The sequence below is a fragment of the Pseudomonas sp. 11/12A genome (genome assembly GCF_000800055.1).
GTDB classification, from domain to species: Bacteria; Pseudomonadota; Gammaproteobacteria; order Pseudomonadales; family Pseudomonadaceae; genus Aquipseudomonas; species Aquipseudomonas mohnii.
In genome coordinates, this window is the sequence record NZ_JUGV01000001.1 from 1,279,171 (window position 1) to 1,296,675 (window position 17,505).

The following is a 17,505-nucleotide window of genomic DNA, read 5'->3' on the forward strand; positions in this document are numbered from 1 at the left end:
AAGTGAACACCCTTACAACGGCGGGGCCCCGGTGTTCGTCAAACCCCATGAAAAACGGCGCTGTCACGCCGGTTTTGCTGTCCGCTTGCTGCCCGCCGTTGCTTTACGCTTGGCCGGCTTGCGCTTGTTTTTCCACGGTGTCGCGCCACGTCCGGCGGGGCTGGCCGGGCCGCTGATGGTCAGGCTCAGGCCGGCACAACGGCTGACCTGCTTGCTCATCCAGGCGGCTTGTTTGGTGACGAATTCTTCAAGGCTCATTTCGCCGCTTTGCACCATGTCCAGCGCCTGTTCCCAGATGGCCGTGGTGCCCGGATCGGCAATCGCCCGCGGGACTGCGTCGATCAGGCTGAAAGCGGCGGGGGTGGCGGCCAGCGCCTTGCCGTTCTTGACCAGGTACCCACGGTCGAGCAGGCCCTGGATGATCGAGGCGCGGGTCGCTTCGGTGCCGATGCCGGTGGTGTCCTTGAGTTTTTGCTTGAGCAGCGGATCTTCCACCAGTTTGGCCACGTTCTTCATCGCCTTGATCAGATCGCCTTCGGTGAACGGTTTGGGTGGTTGCGTCCACAGGTCCTTGAGCTGCACGTTGGCCACTGCGCAATCAATGCCTTCCTTGAGGTTGGGCAGTGTTTGCGGGGCCGGTGCTTCACGGCCCTTGGCCGGGGCAAGGGCTTCGGGCAACGCACGTTTCCAGCCGGGCTCGACGATCTGCTTGCCAACGGCACGCAAGGCTTCACCGGCGCAGTCGAAGTCGGCCTGGGTCCGGTCGTATTCGTGATTGGGCAGGAATTGGGCGAGGTAGCGTGCGCGGATCAGGGTGTAGACCGCGCGTTGTTTGCCCGCCAGTTTTTCGAGGTTCTTCGCGGCAGCGGTGGGGATGATGCCGTGGTGCGCGCTGACCTTGGCATCGTTCCAGGCCCGTGAGCGCCGCTGGGGCTCAAGGTGGTCGTGCAAGGCGTTCAGCGCGGGGTCGGCCTGACGCAGCGCCGCCAGGATACCCGGCGCTTCGCTGTGCTGACTGAGGGGCAAATAGCCGCAGTCACTGCGCGGGTAGGTGATGACTTTATGGGTTTCATAGAGCGCCTGGGCGATGTCGAGGGTTTCCTGGGCGCCAAGCCCGAGCTTCTTCGAACAGACTTCCTGCAAGGTGCCCAGGTCGAACGGCAGCGGCGCCACCTCGCGCATGCGTTCGGTGCGCAGCTTGATCACCCGGGCGCTCGCTGCACCTGTCATCGCAGCTGCCGCTTGTTGGGCCAGCGCCTGATTCAGGCAGCGATCCTGATCGTCGCAAACCTCGGAGGCGGCCCGCCATTGCGCGGTGAACGCGGTGCCGTCATGCAGCAGCTGGACATCGATGGCCCAGTAGGCGACCGGTACGAAGTTGGCGATGCTGCGGTCGCGATCCACCACCAGGCGCAAGGTCGGCGTTTGCACCCGACCGACCGGCAACACGCCCTGATAGCCGGACTGGCGGCCGAGCAGGGTGAACAGCCGGCTCATGTTCATGCCGATCAGCCAGTCGGCCCGGGAACGCCCCAGCGCCGAATGGTAAAGGCTGAAGGTTTCCGCCCCCGGCTTGAGCGTGGCGAGGGCCTTGCGGATCGAGGCGTCATCCAGCGCCGACAGCCACAGGCGGCGGATCGGCCCGCGATAACGGCAATGCTCCACCAGTTCCCGGGCGATCATCTCGCCTTCACGGTCGGCGTCGGTGGCGATGATCAGTTCGTCGGCTTCGCCGAGCAGGCGTTTGACGGCCTTGTACTGACTGGCCGTGCGCGGTTTGACGGTCATTTTCCATTTGTCCGGAATGATCGGCAGGTCCGCCAGCACCCAACGCTTGTAGCGCGCGTCGTAGGCGTCCGGCGGCGCGGTTTCCAGCAGATGGCCGATGCACCAGGTCACCGTGACGTCCGTTCCCAGCCAGCAGCCATCGCCACGGCGCCTGGCACCGAGCACAGCCGCAATGTCTTTGGCCTGGGAAGGTTTTTCACAGAGGTACAGCCGCATAACCACCATCGTCGATCAGTGCCCGGAGAGGTGCACAGAATGGCGGGAGATGGACGCGGGGGCAATCTTTATCTGTATGGATGTACAGTTTGTGCGTTGCAATGGGTTGCCTGATCCGTTCGGCTGTAAGGCGGTCGTGAGTGCGGAATTTGGGTTATACCTGATAAATCGTGGTCTCAGGTTATGGGGCTGCCGGGCAGCCCGTCGCGGGCAAGCCACGCTTCCACAGGGTCAATCATCGTCATGAGGAACGAACGCCATGAAAAGCACCGGTCCCAGTCCTGTCATCACCATCGCCGAGCAACCCGGCTGTCTGCTGGTGAAGTTCCACGGTATCCAGGTGGCCGCGTCCTCGCGCGCGCTGGTGTTGCTGGAGGCCAATTATCCGCCGGTGTATTACGTGCCGCGGGAGGACATCGACAAGCAGTATTACGTCCGCACCGATCACACCAGCTATTGCCCTTACAAGGGCGATGCCAGCTATTTTAGTTTGCAGGTGCCGGGGCATGAAGGGGCTAATGCGGTATGGAGTTACGAAAATCCCAAGGTGTCGGTGGAGCAGATTCGCGGCTATGTGGCGTTCTATCCGGACCAGGTGACATTCGAGGTGGTCGAGCTCGACGAGTGATGTTCGCAATACCTGTAGGCGCGAGCCTGCTCGCGATGATATGTCAGTCAACACGATGACAACTGATACACCATCGCGAGCAAGCTCGCTCCTACAGTTAGTTAAGGTCTTCCCTTAATTTTTGTGCAGGTCGACGTTGCGGGTCTCGCGCAAACAGATCAATCCCACCACCAGGCTGACGCCGGTGATCACCACCGGGTACCAGAGCCCGTAGAAAATGTCCCCGGTGTACACCACCAACGCGAACGATACCGTCGGCAGGAAGCCGCCGAACCAGCCATTGCCGATGTGGTAGGGCAGGGACATCGAGGTGTAGCGGATGCGCGTCGGGAACAGTTCGACCATCAGCGCCGCCAGCGGCCCGTAGCACATCGCGGAAATGATGATCAGCGCGACAATCAGTGCCACGATCATCGGCTTGTTGATCTGTTGCAGGTCGGCTTGCTGCGGATAACCGGCAAGGGTGACGGCGCCACGCAGGGCCGCTTCGTCGAAACCGTCGATCTTCACGTCGCCAATGCTGACCTGCACGGTGCTGCCGGCGGGCGCCACGGCGCTGGTATAGGGCAAGCCCTGTTTGACCAGGAAGGTTTTGACCTTGTCGCACGGGCTGTCAAATTTCGCCTTGCCCACCGGGTCGAACTGAAAGGTGCAGGTGGCCGGGTCGGCCAGCACGGTGATCGGTGCCTGACGGCTGGCCAGGTCGATGGCGGGGTTGGCGTAGTGGGCCAGGGTCTTGAAGATCGGGAAGTACAGCGCAGTGGCCAGCAGCAGGCCGATCATCAGCACCGGTTTGCGCCCGACCTTGTCCGACAGCCAGCCGAAGAAGATGAAGAACGGCGCACCAAGGGTCACGCTGACAATCAGCAGGCCGTTGGCGACGGCAGGGTCCATTTTCAAGAACTGGGTGAGGAAGAACAGCACATAGAACTGCGCGGCGTAGAAGGTCACGGCTTGCCCGGCGTTGATGCTGAACAGGGCGATGAGCACGACCTTGAGGTTTTCCCATTTGCCGAAGGAGTCGCGGATCGGCGATTTGCAGAGCTTGCCTTCCTCTTTCATTTTCACGAAGGCCGGCGACTCGTGCAGGCTCAGGCGAATCCAGGTCGAGATGCCCAGCAGGATGATCGAGAACAGGAACGGGATGCGCCAGCCCCAGACTTCGAACTGATCGCCCGTGAAGTAACGGCAACCGAGCACCACCAGCAGCGACAACAGCAGGCCAAGGGTCGCGGTGGACTGAATCCAGCTGGTGTGGAAGCCGCGTTTGCCGATGGGCGCGTGCTCTGCGACGTAGGTCGCGGCGCCGCCGTACTCGCCGCCCAGGGCCAGGCCCTGAAGCATGCGCAGCGCCACGAGGATGATCGGCGCGGCGATGCCGATGCTCGCGTAGTTCGGTAGCAGCCCGACGCAGAAGGTCGCCAGGCCCATGAGGACGATGGTGGCGAGGAAGGTGTACTTGCGTCCGATCATGTCCCCCAACCGACCGAACACCAGGGCGCCGAACGGCCTCACGATGAAGCCGGCGGCGAAGGCCATCAGGGCGAAGATGAACGCCGTGGTGTCATTGACCCCGGCGAAGAACTGCTTGCTGATCACCGCCGCGAGGGCGCCATAGAGGAAAAAGTCATACCACTCGAAGACTGTCCCGAGCGAGGAGGCGAAGATGACTTTCTGGGTGTCCTGGCTGGTACGCGCGCTGCGTAAGCTTTCCAGGGGCTGAACGTGTTCTGACATATCGGTATCCCTCACAGTGATTGTTTTTGTTGTTCCACTGTCGACGCCGGCTTTGTGGGCGGGCGCCGCTACTTCGATGTATCGGATGTACGCGTTTCCGTAGGAGCGAGCTTGCTCCGGGCGGCGTTCCGACGATGAACTTGAGAGCGCACATGGGTGTCAGGTTGTCAGCGTTATCGTTGACGACCATCGCGAGCAGGCTCGCTCCTACAGTGTTCGTGTGGGTTCACGGGTGTGTGACCCGTTCCTTTGTCTCGGCGATGCTCCTTGTGTTGGGGTTGAGGATCAGTTGTGCCGCTTTCTCGGCGATCATCAGCGTGGGCGAACAGGTATTGCCCGAGGTGATGCGCGGCATGATCGAGGCGTCGGCGATGCGCAGGCCGGGAATCCCGTGCACGCGCAGTTCGGCATCGACCACCGCGTGCGTGTCGTTGCCCATGCGGCAAGTGCCGACCGGGTGGAAAATCGTGGTGCCGATCCGGGCGGCGGCTTCGTGCAGCTCTTCTTCGCTTTGCAAGCGGTCGCCGGGCAGGTATTCCACCGGTTTGAACGCCTTCAAGGCCGGTGCGGCAACGATGCGCCGGGTCAGGCGGATGGCGTCGGCGGCAACGCGCAAATCCTCCGGATGGCTCAGGTAGTTGGGTTGAATCAGCGGCGCGTCCTGCGGGTTGACGGAGCGGATTTCCACCCGGCCGCGACTCTGCGGGCGCAGGTCGCAGACCGATGCGGTGAAGGCGGGGAAGGCGTGTAGCGGTTCACCGAAGCGCTCAAGCGACAGCGGTTGCACGTGATATTCCAGGTTCGCCGAGGTCTGCTCCGGCCCCGAACGAGCGAACGCGCCGAGCTGACTGGGCGCCATGGACAGCGGGCCGCTGCGGTCATACAGATAGCGCAGGCCCATGCCCATCTTGCCCCACAGGCTGCCGGCGATCTGGTTCAGGGTCCGGGCATTTTCCAGTTTGTAGATCAGGCGCAATTGCAGGTGATCCTGCAGGTTGCCGCCGACGCCGGCCAGTTCGTGCGCGACGCCGATGCCCAGCCGTTGCAGGAGTGGGCGAGGGCCGATGCCGGAACGCTGCAGGATGCTCGGCGAGCCGACCGAACCGGCGCTCAGGACGATTTCCTTGCGAGCCTTGAAGGTCCTGGCCTGGCCTTGCCAGCGAGCGACGACCGCTGCAGCGCGGCCATTGTCCAACAGCACGCGGTCGACTTCGACGCCGGTCAGCACGGTCAGGTTGGGGCGATGGCGGATGGGCTTGAGAAACGCCTTGGCCGCATTCCAGCGGACCCCGGCCTTTTGATTGACCTGAAAGTAGCCGCAGCCTTCGTTGTCGCCCTGGTTGAAGTCATCGATGCTGGCGATGCCGCTTTGCTCGGCGGCGCTGCGGAAGGCATCGAGAATCGGCCACGACAGGCGCTGGCGTTCGACCCGCCACTCGCCGGCACCACTGTGAAACGCCGAGTCGCCGGCAAAGTGGCTTTCGCTTTTCTTGAACAGCGGCAGGACGTCTTGCCAGCGCCAGCCCGGATTGCCCTCGGCAGCCCAGCTGTCGTAGTCGCCCGCCTGGCCGCGCATGTAGATCATGCCGTTGATCGAGGAGCAGCCCCCGAGCACTTTGCCGCGTGGATAACTTAGGGCGCGGCCCTGCAAGCCGGGTTGGGCTTCGGTCTTGAAACACCAGTCGGTGCGCGGGTTGCCGATACAGAACAGGTAACCCACCGGGATGTGAATCCACGCATAGTTATCGCGGCCGCCGGCTTCGAGCAGCAGTACGCGGTGTTGCGGGTTGGCCGACAGCCGATTGGCCAGCAAACAACCGGCGGGCCCGGCACCGACCACGATGTAGTCGTACTCATCAAGGGAAGTCTGCATCCCTGACCTCATGTTGTTGTTCTTGTTGATCCATCCTAGTTGTTAGCTTTCGTCAAAAGAATGTTAGTTTTTACGCAGCTGCTGTGCGTTTTTAAACACCTGTAAACAAGGACGATTCATGTTCGACTGGAATGACCTGCGGTTTTTTCTCGAATTACAGCGCAGCGGACGTTTGTTGACCGCAGCCCGACGCTTGAACACGACCCACGCCACCGTGGCACGGCACATCGAGGCCATCGAAAAAAGCCTCGGCACCGCGCTGTTCGTTCAGCATGCCCAGGGTTACGAGCTGACACCGGCCGGCGAGGCGCTGCTCAAGCACGCCGAAGCCATGGAGAACGTCGCGCTGCTGGCCCAGGAGGAAATCACCCAATCCACGGCGCCCTTGGGCAAGATCCGGGTCGGGGTCACGGAAGGACTGGGCATCATGTTCCTGGCCAGCCGAATGAATGGCTTGTTCGATCGCTATCCGGGGCTGGAGGTGGAACTGGTGGCGGTGCCCCGTTTCGTCAGCATCCTCAACCGCGAGGCGGAAATCAGCATTCACCTGGAACGACCGGCCGCCGACATGCTGGTCACCCGCAAACTCACCGACTATCGCCTGGCGCTTTACGCCAGCCAGGACTATCTCGACCGTTCGCCGGCGCTGCGTAGCCGCGAAGACCTGGGCCGGCATGCGTGGATTGGTTACGTCGACGATTTGCTGTTCAGCCAGGAACTGATGTTCCTCAACAGCTTCTGCCGCAACCCGCGGGTGGTGTTCCACAGCACCAGCGTCATCGCCCAGCAACAGGCCGCGCGCGCGGGCCTGGGGATCGCGGTGCTGCCGTGTTACATGGCCAGCGCCGATCCCGGACTGGTGCCGTTGCTGCCGGAGGAGAGCATCCAGCGCAGCTACTGGATCAGCACCCGCCGCGAGCTGCACAAATCCGTGCGGCTGCGCGTGTTGTGGGACTACGTGGTGCAATTGTGTGAACGGGAACAGGGCTTGTTGCTCGGCCCCAACCCCCTTTAGGGACGGCTCCCGAGGGGACGCTAGGCAGTACTGATCGGCCGGGCATCCGGAATCGTCAGGGTTGCCTGCAACCCGCCTTCAGGTCGGTTGACCAGGGTGATGCGTCCACCCAGTCGATGGGCAATGGTGTTGACGATTGTCAGCCCCAGTCCCGCGCCTTGGGCGTTACCACGACTGTAGAAGCGTTCGAACACACGTGCGCGATCCGCTTCGTCGATACCCGGTCCCTGATCCAGGACACTCAGCGCGTAGAAACCATCGGCCTGACTCAACTGCACGGTAATGACGCCGTGCTCGGGGGAGAAGTTCGCGGCATTGGTGATCAGGTTGTTCAGCGCGATGTCGATGGCGGCAGCGTCGGCGAAGACCTTGCAGGGGCGGTCACTGGCGTCGAAGGCCAGTTCCAGATGTTTGCTCAGAAGCCAGGGTGTGAGCTGGACCAGGCTGTCACGGACGGTTTCGGTCAGGTCGATAGCGTGCAGTGCCGGCTTCTGGTTTTTTGGCTCGAGGCGGGCCATGGTCAACAGCTGGTTGACCAGGCGGCTGGTACGATCGACGCCGGCGATCAGGAACGCCAGGGATTCGCGCCGCTGTTCTTCGGTGCCGGCCTCCATCAGGTTCTGCGCGTGCACCCGCAACACCGCCAGGGGCGTGCGCATTTCATGGGCGGCATCGGCAATGAAGCGCCGCTCTCGGCCGAGCACTTCCTGAATCTGCGCCAGCATGCGGTTGAGTGCCGCCTGCATCGGTTCGAGTTCGCTCGGCAGGGGCGTCAGGTGCAAAGGCTCGAGCGAGCCACTGTGGCGTGCCCGCAGGGTCTCTGCCATGTCGGCCAGGGGCTTGAGGCCCCAGCCAATGGCCATCCAGACCATCGCCGCGAGCACCAGGCTCCCCAATATGTTCGGCCACAGGGTGTGACGCACGATGCGATCCACCAGGTCCGCGCGTACGTCGTCGCGCTCACCGACCCAGATCCGCAGCTCATTCTGTTTGTCTTCGAGCAGGAAGGCGCGCCAGTGGCGGTTGTTCAGGTCCACCACGTCGCTGAAGCCCGGCGTGGCGGGCGGGGCGGTGAATGAGGGGGCGCTGGCGGTGTGCACCAACACCTCGCCCTTGCGGTTCCAGACCTGGAAGGCGATTTTGGTTTCATAGGGATGGCCATCGACCTTTGGCTCCGCTTCGCTCAGGGCCTGGTTGAACGCCTGATACAGCTCGGCGTGTTGCTTGCTGGCCAGCGGCATGCGCATTACGCCCTGCAGCATCCGGGCGTTCTGGGCCAGTTGCGCGTCATAGACCTCGGCGATTTCATGGTTGCTGTCATGCAGGTTGAGCACGCTGATCACGGCGAGACCGGTGAGCATCAGGCCAATGATCAGCGTCAGGGTGCGACGCCGGATCGAAGTCATCGACGCTCCTCCACCAAATAACCGACCCCACGAATGGTGCGGATCAGATCGGTGGAGAATTTCTTGCGCAGGTGATGGATGTGCACTTCCAGGGTGTTGCTCTCGGCTTCTTCGTTCCAGCCGTAGAGCAATTGCATCAGATGATCGCGGGTGATCACCCGGCCGGGTGGCGAGAGCAGTTCGTGCAGCAGTTGATATTCCTTGGGCGTCAGGGCGACCGGCTCGCCGTTATAGCTGACTTGCTGGGTGCCGGGGTTCAGGCTGATGCCGGCGTGTTCGATCAGCATCTGCGCGCGGCCGGCGCTGCGCCGCAACAAGGCCCGAAGGCGGGCCTTGAGCTCGGCCAGGTCGAAGGGTTTGATCAGGTAATCGTCGGCCCCGGCATCCAGCCCGGCGATGCGGTCCTCGGTGGCATCGCGGGCCGTGAGGATCAGCACTGGCAGGTTGGAGCCGCTGTCCCGCAGCCGTCGCAGCACGTCGAGGCCGTCCATGCGCGGCAGGCCAAGGTCGAGGACCGCCAGATCGAAGGATTCACTGAGCAACGCATGCAAGGCGCTGTTGCCGTCCTGCAACCAATCGACCGTGTAGCCCTCACGGCTCAGGGCCTGATGGATGCCTTCGCCCAGAGCCACGTCATCTTCAACCAGTAGTAAGCGCACACGGACTCCTGTCAGCCGAGTTTTTTATTCACGTCCACCAGCAATGCCTCGATTTCCTTGCGACGACCGGCATCAGCGGTTTCGCGGCCCGGTCTGGGCGCCGCTTGCAGGGCTTTTTGCAAGGCTGCCTTGGCTTCGGTGTAACGCTTTTGACGGTAAAGGTGATCGCCCCAGAAGTACAGGCTGTCGATGCCATTGGGGTTCAGTTGCAACGCTGTTTTGAGCAACTGCTCGGCTTTGTCCGCGTCGCCGAAGCCGATCGGCCAGCCGGGTACGCGATCATACAGCGCGGCAAGGCTGGTGTAGGCCGAGCCTTGCAGCGCCTTGGGGTCCAGGGCCAGGGCTTTTTCCAGATCGACTTTGGCCTCCTTGACCTTGCTCAGCGCGCCAAGCCCGCCCTGGGCGCCGGCCCAACTGCTGGTGACGATCCCGGACCAGATCCAGGCTTCCGCGACGCTCTGGCGCTCCTGGGTGAAGGTCGACGCCTGGGCGGCAAGCTTTTCGAAAGCCGCGGTTCGCTGGCCCTCGGGCAGTTCGTACTGAATGTGTGCCCAGTTTTGCTGAATACCCAGCAGGCGTTGCTCGTCGGCGGCATCCAGTGCCCAGGCACTTTGGCTCAAGGCGCCCAGCAGCAGGTAAGCGGCGATTTTGTTCATGGTTTGAGATTCTCCTTGTCGGACTTCTGACTCAAGCTACGGATCAGTGGTAATTGCTTGCGCAGGCCTCGGTCCACCAGATTGGGCAGCAAGCTGTTGAGGCGCACGAAAAAACGTTCCGGCCAGCCCAGGTACAGATCGCGACGGTCACCGGCAATGGCGTGAATCACGGCGGCGGCCACGGTTTGCGGGTCGTCGACGTTGGACTTCAGGGCATCGTTGAGCGCCTGCGCCGCCGGGCTGTTCATGCTGGTGCGTGTGGCACGCGGGGCGACGTAGAGCACACTGACCCGGGTGTCCGCCAGCTCCCGGCGCAGGGCTTCGGAAAACCCGCGCAACGCAAACTTGGTGGCGCAATAGCTGGCGTAGCCGGGATAGCCGATGGAACCGTAGGTTGACCCGACGTTGACCACCATGGCGCTGGTTGCCTGCTTGAGCAGTGGCAAGAGGGTTTTCGTCAGGCAGATCGGTGCACCGACATTCAGCGCGAGCATCGCGTTGATCTCGCTGTCATCCAGTTGTTCGAGCATGGCGAAATGATTGACCCCGGCGGCATTGATCAACAGGTTGATGCCCCCGATGCTTTCGGCCTCGGCCAGAACTTCGTTGCGGTCCGCGAGCGACGTCAGGTCAGCCGCGATCCAGCACAGGTTATTGGGGTAACGCTCGAGCAACGGTTCCAACGGTTGTCGATGCCGGGCCACGGCCAATACCCGGGCGCCGCTGTCGCACAAGGCCGTGGCGATGGCCAGGCCTATGCCGCCGCTGGCACCGGTCAATACCACACGAGCTTCAGACAGGCGCATGGGCGTTCTCCTCGTCACGTGGCAAACCGCGGAACATGTCGGCGTAGAGCTTGTACACCACTTTGGAGGCGTGAATGACGGCGGCCTGATCGTCCGGATCGTCCAGCGTGTTCATCAAGCGACGGTAGGTCTGCATGTGCTCGATATCCAGTGAACCGTGGGAACTGAGGTAGCTGAAGGCGCTTTCCGGCAAGTCCAGGCGCTCGCGAATACTGCCGGCGGCGTGGGTGGCCAGGGCGATGCTGGTGCCTTCCAGCACGTTGACCATTCCGAACAGACCCACCGGGTTGCCCCGGGCAATCAGGTCGTAGAGAAAGCTCACCATCAATTCGATGGGGAGCGAAGGGCGCCCGTCGCGGACGGCGGATTTGTCGCCACCGCAGACTTCGATGTCGTTGAGGATCCACTGTTCGTGGCCGTATTCGTCCTCGATGTACTCGCACACCGCTTGCCGCAGCCATTCCAGGCGTGAGGGCAGGCGCGCGCCACAGGCCATCATCAGTGGCACCGTGTGGCGAACGTGGTAGTAGGCTTGCGTCAGGAACGCCCGGTAGCTTTCCAGGCTGACCTTGCCCTCCAGGGCATCGCGAATGACCGGTAGGTTGAACAGTTCATGGCGTTCCTGGTGGGTAGCTTCTTGCAGTGCGTCAAAAAAACTCATGATGCGGTGTCCTCTGAAAACGCAGATTCGGTCAGTTGTGCCCGGTACCGCTCGACAATGGCGTCGCGGCGGGGGCGGCCATTGGCGGTCAGCAGGCCATTGGCCGGGGTGAAGGGTTGATCCAGGCGGGTCCAGTGATGGACCTGGGCGTAGTCGGGCAAGTCCGCGTTGGCCTCGGCCACGGCGGCGGCCAGTTGCTCGTCCGGGCAGTCGGGGCGATGGGGCCAGAGCAACGCATGGTTGTGGGGCATGGCTTCGCCGTAGACGAACGCTTGGGCAATATGACGACGTTGGGTCAATTCGGCCTCGACCCACTCGGGGTTCACGTTACGGCCGAAGCTGGTGACGAACTGATGCTTCTTGCGCCCCTTGAGGTAAAGGAAGCCCTCGGCGTCGAATTCGCCGAGATCGCCGCTGGACCACCATTGATCGGTCTGCGGCGCGTCCCCCAGGTAGCCGAGCAGCGTCGACCCTTTGATCAGCACTTCACCGTCGTCGGCCAGGCGAATCTGCACATGGGGCAGGGGCCGGCCGACGCTTCCGGGACGGCATGCCTGTGGCCGATTGAGGCAGACCACTGACGCGCACTCCGACAGACCGTAGCCTTCGTAGACCGGTATGCCCACGCGTTGCGCCCGCTGCAGTAACTCTGTGGCGACCCGCGCACCGCCCACCGCGGCAAAACGCAGGTGTTGTGGGTCGAAGCCTTTCTGCTCGGCGGCGCTGACCAGCATCAACAGCAATTGCGGCACCAGAATCAGACTCTGCGGTGCACGGGCGGCCAGGCACCCCAGCAAGCGCGGTACATCCACGCCGCTGGCGCCCTGAATGCCCAGGGTTTTCTGGCTGGGCAGGCTCAAGGTTGCCCCCGCGTACAGCGCCGCATAACAACCGATATTTTCCAGCAGGATGGCCAGCGGCAGCAGGGCCAGGTGGTGCTGCGGCTGGCTGGGCCGGCTGGCCAGTTCCAGTTCGCGGGCCACTTGCAGAATACTCTCGGCACTCAGGCAGACGCCTTTCGGTGTGCCGGTGGTGCCGGACGTGAAGGTCAGCTTGGCGGTGCCTTCGGGCATCCGGTCGGGCCCCTTGAAGGTGCGGCGCCAGAACTCGCCGGTGCGCTCATATCCGCTCGCTCGCAGGTCGCTGTCCAGCTCCGGCCCGGCGATAACCCATTCGGCCTGGCTCTGCTCCAGACAATGGTGGCGTTGGGCGGGGCTGAAGAACGGTGGCAACGTCAGGCACGTCAGGCCTTCAAACAGTGCGGCCAGGTCCCAGAGCATCGCTTCGACGCCATTGTCCAGCGCCAAGGCGACCACCTTGACGTTCTCATCGCGCAGGCGCTGTCGGTGGCTCGTCACTTCGGTGTAGAGGGTGGCGTAGTCCAGCTTCGACTGATCGCCCCACAAGGCGATGCCAAGGGGTTTTTCTTCGGCGTGGCGGCGCAGGATTCGGTCGAATCGTTGCATTTCAGGCGACATGGTTAAACCCCTCCATGGACGTCGGCAAACCCAGGCGACCGAACAGTCCGATATTGCGCAAATGAATGAATCCGGCGCGGATATTGCCAACGTGTACCCAAGGCTTGCTCTCGTAATAGCTGCCCCAACTGTGCCGATCCTCGCCCAGTCGCGCCGGGTCGGCGGCGCACAGGGTCACTGGCTTCAGACCGAGCCGGTGGAAGCTGTTGACCAGGCCAATGTTGCCGGTAAACGCCACCCATTCCAGGCCACCCATGGCCAGCAGGTAGGTGATGGCGATGATGCTCATTCGTGCGCTGCCGGTGTCACTGGCCGCCAGATTGCCCACTTCGACGATACCGGCCCGTTCCACCGGGCGATCAGCCGCGGCGCTGATCAGCGGGTCGATCGGTTCGTCCAGGTAACGCTCCAGAAACAGCTCTCCTTCATTGGCCAGGCGCACACCGGCCACGGCGCAGAGCTCACCCGCGTCATTGCTCATGCCGAACAGCTCCGGCATGAAATGGCGGATGTCGGCGCCGTGGGCCTTGCGGAAACGTTGCTGGATATAGGTTTCGAACGATTTGCGCTGGGGGTCATCCGGCAACGCTCTGGCCAGGCTCATCTGCGGTGTTTCCGCTTGGCCGAACTGCAGAGGCAAAGGGATGTTCCAGTAGGAATGGGGCATTGAAAGACGCCTCCCGGGGAAGATTGGGAGGAGTATCGGAAGCATTTCTTAACGGAGTCTGAAGGTGAGAAAAAAGTTAAATCACGTCGTCTTCAGGTTCGCTTAAGATTGCGCTGGCAGGGTGGCGCTCGATCAGGTTGTGCGAATGAGTCGCCAGCCTGGACTGACACTCACGAGGCCCACCATGACCCGCGATTCAACGGCACAACGTTACGGAAAACTGTCTATCACGCTGCACTGGCTGATGCTGGCGCTGTTTGTCGGCGTATACGCCTGCATCGAAATCAAGGGGTTGCTGCCCCGTGGCAGTACGGGGAGGAGTTTTTTTCTCGGGCTGCACGGTGTGTTCGGCTTGAGTATTTTTGCCCTGGTCTGGATCCGTCTGCTCGGACGGCTGACCCCGCGCCCACCCATCACGCCGGCGCCGCCCACCTGGCAGACCGGTGTTTCGCACCTGATGCATCTGGCGCTGTATGTGCTGATGATTGCCACGCCTTTACTGGCCTGGCTGATGCTGTCAGCAGGCGACAAACCGATGCCCTATTTTGAATTTGCCCTGCCGGCACTGGTGTCTGTCGATCCCGACCTGGCCAAACAGTTCAAGCACTGGCACGAGCTGCTCGGAAATGCCGGCTACTGGCTGATCGGCCTGCATGCGGCGGCAGGCTTGTTCCATCACTATTGGGTCCAGGACAACACCCTGACGCGCATGCTGCCAGGCCGCTCACGGGATTCGCTCAACCAGCGTCAACCCTGATCTCGAAGGCTGAACTCGCCACCCGTTCGCCATTGATCAACACATGCACCGCATGCCGGCCCGCATAGTGGCGACGGGTCGTCAGTTCCTTGATGTGCTGGCGGCGGGCGATGGACTCGGTGGCGTTGCCAGGCAATGTCAGGGCCTTGAGCTTGAACACCTTCGCCGACGTGCTGCCGTTGGCCTTGACGTAGTCGACGGCGTAGTCGATCACCAGGCGCTGGCTGACCTCTGCCGTGGATTTGACGGCAAAGGACAGGGTGATCTTTTCCCCCAGGTCAATCACCGGCGGATTGACCTGCAGGTCGATGATCTCGACTTCCGGCTTGCCGCTGGCGCCGATGATGGCCAGTGCCCTTTGATCGCCTTGTTTGATCAGGCTGCGCAGCGCGTGCCTGGCGATCCAGGCCGTGTGTTTGTTATCCAGTGACCAGCTTTCGATCAGGTCCAGTACCCACGCGGGATGGTCCTTGGTGATGTCGTTGAGGTGATTGGCCACGGACTTGCGGACATACAGGCTGGGGTCGGCCTTGAGGTTGTCGAGTATGGCGGCGGCCAGGCGTGGCTCGGCCTGGATCGCCTCCAGGCGAAACGACCACGGCAACCGTGGTCGGCAGCCCTCACTGGCCAGGCGCCGGACGTGTTCGTTGTCGTCCCGCGACCATTCATGCATCCGCTTGAGGGAACGCTCCAGATCACGACGCAGGAAGTGACGGATGGCGAATTCCGAGGAACCGAAGGCGGTGAAGTACTTGAGCGCCTCCATCGACAGTTCGAATCGCTCGGCGCCATAAGTCGCGACGTAGTGCGGCAGGCACATGCTGACAAAGCCGCTGTTCAGGCGCGGTGCGAGGGCGCGCAACACCGGCAGGGAGGCCTCGAAATCCAGCGCCAGCACCGCGTGCAGGCATTCGCTGACGCGGGCCATGCGTTGCATCACCGACAGCTCCGCCAGACCGGTTCTGGCCAGTTTCAGGAACGCCTTGGCGTCGAACCCGGGATGGACCGCGGTCATCTCGGTGGCAATGTGCTGGAGGCGTTCGGTGTTGAAGATTTCCTTGAGGGCGGGGGAGGATGAGTCAGCAGCCATTGTGGATTCCTTTGCAGTCGTTATGCGTCCGATACCGCGCGTGATCGCTCAGCGCGGGCAAGCCCGCTCCCACAGGATCGTGGGGCAGGCAAAATTTCAGCTCATCCGAAATCATTGTGGGAGCGGGCTTGCCCGCGATGAGGCCCGTGCCAACGCATCATTCCCTGGCGGCTTGCTCTTCCAGCTGATCCGACTCAAACAGCCGCGCCAGTTCCGCCCGTGCTTCCTGCGCCGTCTGCATGACTTTCACCGCATCGTCGTACACCGCATGCTGGGCTTCAAGCACCTGCTCATCGTGATGTTTGAAGCGCTTGATCCGCGCATCCGCCTGGGCATGGGTCAATCCCAGCCCGATCAAGGTCTGCCGGCTCATTTCCAGGCTGGAATAAAAGGTCTCGCGCACCGCCACGGCGTCCACGTCCATCAAGCGATGAACATGCTGACGGTTGCGTGCGCGGGCGATGATTTTCATCTCCGGGTAGAGCTTGCGTACCAACTCGGCGGTCTTGATGTTGGTGTCCGGGTCATCGGTGGCAATCACGAAAAACTCCGCTTCGCCGACTTTCGCGGCCTTGAGGATTTCCGGACGCATCGGGTCGCCGTAGAACACCGGCACACCGCCGAAGCTGCGGGACAGCTCGATGGTTTCCACCGAGGTATCGAGGGCGACGAACTTAATGTTCTGCGCCCGCAGGATACGCGCGACGATCTGCCCCATGCGGCCCATGCCGGCGATGACCACCCGGGGCGCTTCAGTGTCGATCTCGCGAAATTGCTCGGGCACCTCCACCGGTTGCACCTTGGGCCTGAACAGACGGTCGCACACCAGCAGCAACAACGGCGTCAGCGCCATGGACAGGGTGATGGTCAACACCAGCAAGTCGTACAGATGCGCTTCGAACAGCCCCTGATCGCGACCGATCTTGAACACCACAAAGGCAAACTCACCGCCCGCCGCCAGGACGATGCCGAGGCGAACGGCGTTGACCTTGTCCAGGCCTCCGGCCAGTCGACCGACGACAAACAGCAAGGGCAGCTTGCAGGCGATGAGCAACAGGGTCAGGCCCAGCACCAGGGCGGGCGCACTCAGCAACAGGCTCAGGTTCGCGCCCATGCCGACACTGATGAAAAACAGCCCCAGCAGCAGGCCCTTGAACGGTTCTATCTGCGCTTCCAGTTCATGGCGGTACTCGGAGTCCGCCAGCAGCAGGCCGGCAAGGAAGGCGCCAAGGGCCATCGACACACCGACCAGATCCATCAACCATGCAGTACCGATGACCACCAGCAGCGCCGTGGCCGTGGACACCTCGGGCAAGCGGGTTTTGGCCACCACCCGGAACACCGGACGCAACAGGTAGCGTCCGCCGATCACGACGACGGCTATGCTGCCCAGCACCCGCAAGCCGTGATTCACATCGTCGGCGGCACTGGTGTTGTGATCGACGCCGGCCAGCAACGGCACCATGGCGATCAGCGGGATCGCGGCGATGTCCTGGAACAGCAGAATGGCAAACGCCAGGCGTCCGTGGGGGCTGGTCAGTTCCTTGCGTTCGGCCAGGCTCTGCAAGCCAAACGCCGTGGAGGACAGCGCCAGGCCCAGGCCCAGTACGATCGCGCTGTTCAGCGGCTGACCGAACACCAGCAGCGCCACCACACCGATCACCGAGCCGGTCAACAGGACCTGCGCCAGCCCGACGCCAAACACCGACTTGCGCATCACCCACAAGCGTCGTGGCGACAATTCCAGGCCGATGATGAACAGCAGCAACACCACGCCGAGTTCCGAGATATGACTGACACTCTGCGGATTGCCGATCAGCCCCAGCACCGAAGGCCCGATGATCACCCCGGCAAACAGATAACCCAGCACTGCCCCCAGTTGCAGCCGCTTGGCCAGCGGCACGGTGAGCACCGCCGCGAGCAGAAACACGACAGCGGCTTGCAGCAGATTGCCTTCATGGGGCATGAGAAAACTCCATTCTCGGTACGGTGGGGGGGGTAAGGATAAAGGCTGGGCCTGGCTGAGTCAGCCACGGGTTGGAACTCAGTTGTTACATTTTGCATTAAT

The 17,505-nt window shown here is 62.5% G+C and carries 15 protein-coding genes; 3 read left to right on the forward strand and 12 right to left on the reverse strand.

What is annotated here, in order from left to right; all coding sequences use genetic code 11:
• Positions 1 to 63: 63 nt before the first annotated feature.
• Entirely contained in the window at positions 64 to 2,004 is a 1,941-nt protein-coding gene (locus GQ39_RS05985; RefSeq protein ID WP_047538489.1) for a DNA topoisomerase III, read from the reverse strand.
• A gap of 259 nt (positions 2,005 to 2,263) precedes the next feature.
• Between GQ39_RS05985 and GQ39_RS05990 the strand changes: the two genes are divergently transcribed.
• Entirely contained in the window at positions 2,264 to 2,632 is a 369-nt protein-coding gene (locus tag GQ39_RS05990) for a DUF427 domain-containing protein (RefSeq protein WP_047528127.1), read from the forward strand.
• Positions 2,633 to 2,746: 114 nt separating this feature from the next.
• Here GQ39_RS05990 and GQ39_RS05995 read toward each other — a convergent pair whose 3' ends face one another.
• Positions 2,747 to 4,369: an MFS transporter gene (locus GQ39_RS05995; RefSeq protein WP_047528129.1), complete on the reverse strand. Its 1,623-nt coding sequence runs from the start codon at positions 4,367 to 4,369 to the stop codon at positions 2,747 to 2,749.
• Positions 4,370 to 4,595: 226 nt separating this feature from the next.
• The gene (locus GQ39_RS06000; RefSeq protein ID WP_047528131.1) at positions 4,596 to 6,242 is read right to left on the reverse strand and encodes a GMC family oxidoreductase; all 1,647 of its coding nucleotides are present in this window, start codon (positions 6,240 to 6,242) and stop codon (positions 4,596 to 4,598) included.
• A 118-nt stretch (positions 6,243 to 6,360) separates the two neighbouring features.
• On the opposite strand from GQ39_RS06000, the gene GQ39_RS06005 reads away from it, so the two are divergent.
• Entirely contained in the window at positions 6,361 to 7,257 is an 897-nt protein-coding gene (locus GQ39_RS06005) for a LysR family transcriptional regulator (protein ID WP_047528133.1), read from the forward strand.
• Between the two features lie 20 nt (positions 7,258 to 7,277).
• Here GQ39_RS06005 and GQ39_RS06010 read toward each other — a convergent pair whose 3' ends face one another.
• From GQ39_RS06010 to GQ39_RS06040, 7 genes are read right to left on the reverse strand one after another with little or no spacing between them, the layout of a single operon-like run.
• Entirely contained in the window at positions 7,278 to 8,663 is a 1,386-nt protein-coding gene (locus GQ39_RS06010) for an ATP-binding protein (protein WP_047528134.1), read from the reverse strand.
• Complete coding sequence (locus tag GQ39_RS06015; RefSeq protein ID WP_047528136.1) at positions 8,660 to 9,322, reverse strand: response regulator; 663 nt, start codon at positions 9,320 to 9,322, stop codon at positions 8,660 to 8,662. The genes GQ39_RS06010 and GQ39_RS06015 overlap by 4 nt, the downstream gene beginning before the upstream one ends.
• Before the next feature lie 11 nt (positions 9,323 to 9,333).
• Positions 9,334 to 9,978, reverse strand: a complete 645-nt coding sequence (locus tag GQ39_RS06020; RefSeq protein ID WP_047528138.1) for a tetratricopeptide repeat protein — start codon at positions 9,976 to 9,978, stop codon at positions 9,334 to 9,336.
• Positions 9,975 to 10,784, reverse strand: coding sequence for an SDR family oxidoreductase (locus GQ39_RS06025; protein WP_047528140.1), 810 nt, complete (start codon positions 10,782 to 10,784; stop codon positions 9,975 to 9,977). Before GQ39_RS06025 ends, GQ39_RS06020 begins: the two co-directional genes overlap by 4 nt.
• Positions 10,771 to 11,445: a TenA family transcriptional regulator gene (locus GQ39_RS06030; protein ID WP_047528141.1), complete on the reverse strand. Its 675-nt coding sequence runs from the start codon at positions 11,443 to 11,445 to the stop codon at positions 10,771 to 10,773. The genes GQ39_RS06025 and GQ39_RS06030 overlap by 14 nt, the downstream gene beginning before the upstream one ends.
• Positions 11,442 to 12,923 carry an AMP-binding protein gene (locus GQ39_RS06035; RefSeq protein WP_047528143.1) on the reverse strand — a complete coding sequence of 494 codons (1,482 nt, stop codon included), beginning with the start codon at positions 12,921 to 12,923 and terminating at the stop codon, positions 11,442 to 11,444. The genes GQ39_RS06030 and GQ39_RS06035 overlap by 4 nt, the downstream gene beginning before the upstream one ends.
• Positions 12,913 to 13,590, reverse strand: coding sequence for a thermostable hemolysin (locus tag GQ39_RS06040; protein WP_047528145.1), 678 nt, complete (start codon positions 13,588 to 13,590; stop codon positions 12,913 to 12,915). The genes GQ39_RS06035 and GQ39_RS06040 overlap by 11 nt, the downstream gene beginning before the upstream one ends.
• A gap of 184 nt (positions 13,591 to 13,774) precedes the next feature.
• Between GQ39_RS06040 and GQ39_RS06045 the strand changes: the two genes are divergently transcribed.
• Positions 13,775 to 14,347, forward strand: coding sequence for a cytochrome b (locus GQ39_RS06045; RefSeq protein ID WP_047528146.1), 573 nt, complete (start codon positions 13,775 to 13,777; stop codon positions 14,345 to 14,347).
• Here the strand turns inward: GQ39_RS06045 and GQ39_RS06050 are convergent.
• Together GQ39_RS06050 and GQ39_RS06055 are read right to left on the reverse strand one after the other, a co-directional pair.
• Positions 14,328 to 15,437, reverse strand: a complete 1,110-nt coding sequence (locus GQ39_RS06050; protein ID WP_047528148.1) for a DNA alkylation repair protein — start codon at positions 15,435 to 15,437, stop codon at positions 14,328 to 14,330. The two genes, GQ39_RS06045 and GQ39_RS06050, sit on opposite strands and share 20 nt — an antisense overlap.
• A gap of 157 nt (positions 15,438 to 15,594) precedes the next feature.
• On the reverse strand, positions 15,595 to 17,403 hold the full coding sequence (locus GQ39_RS06055; RefSeq protein WP_047528150.1) for a monovalent cation:proton antiporter-2 (CPA2) family protein: 1,809 nt from the start codon (positions 17,401 to 17,403) through the stop codon (positions 15,595 to 15,597).
• Positions 17,404 to 17,505 lie beyond the last annotated feature (102 nt).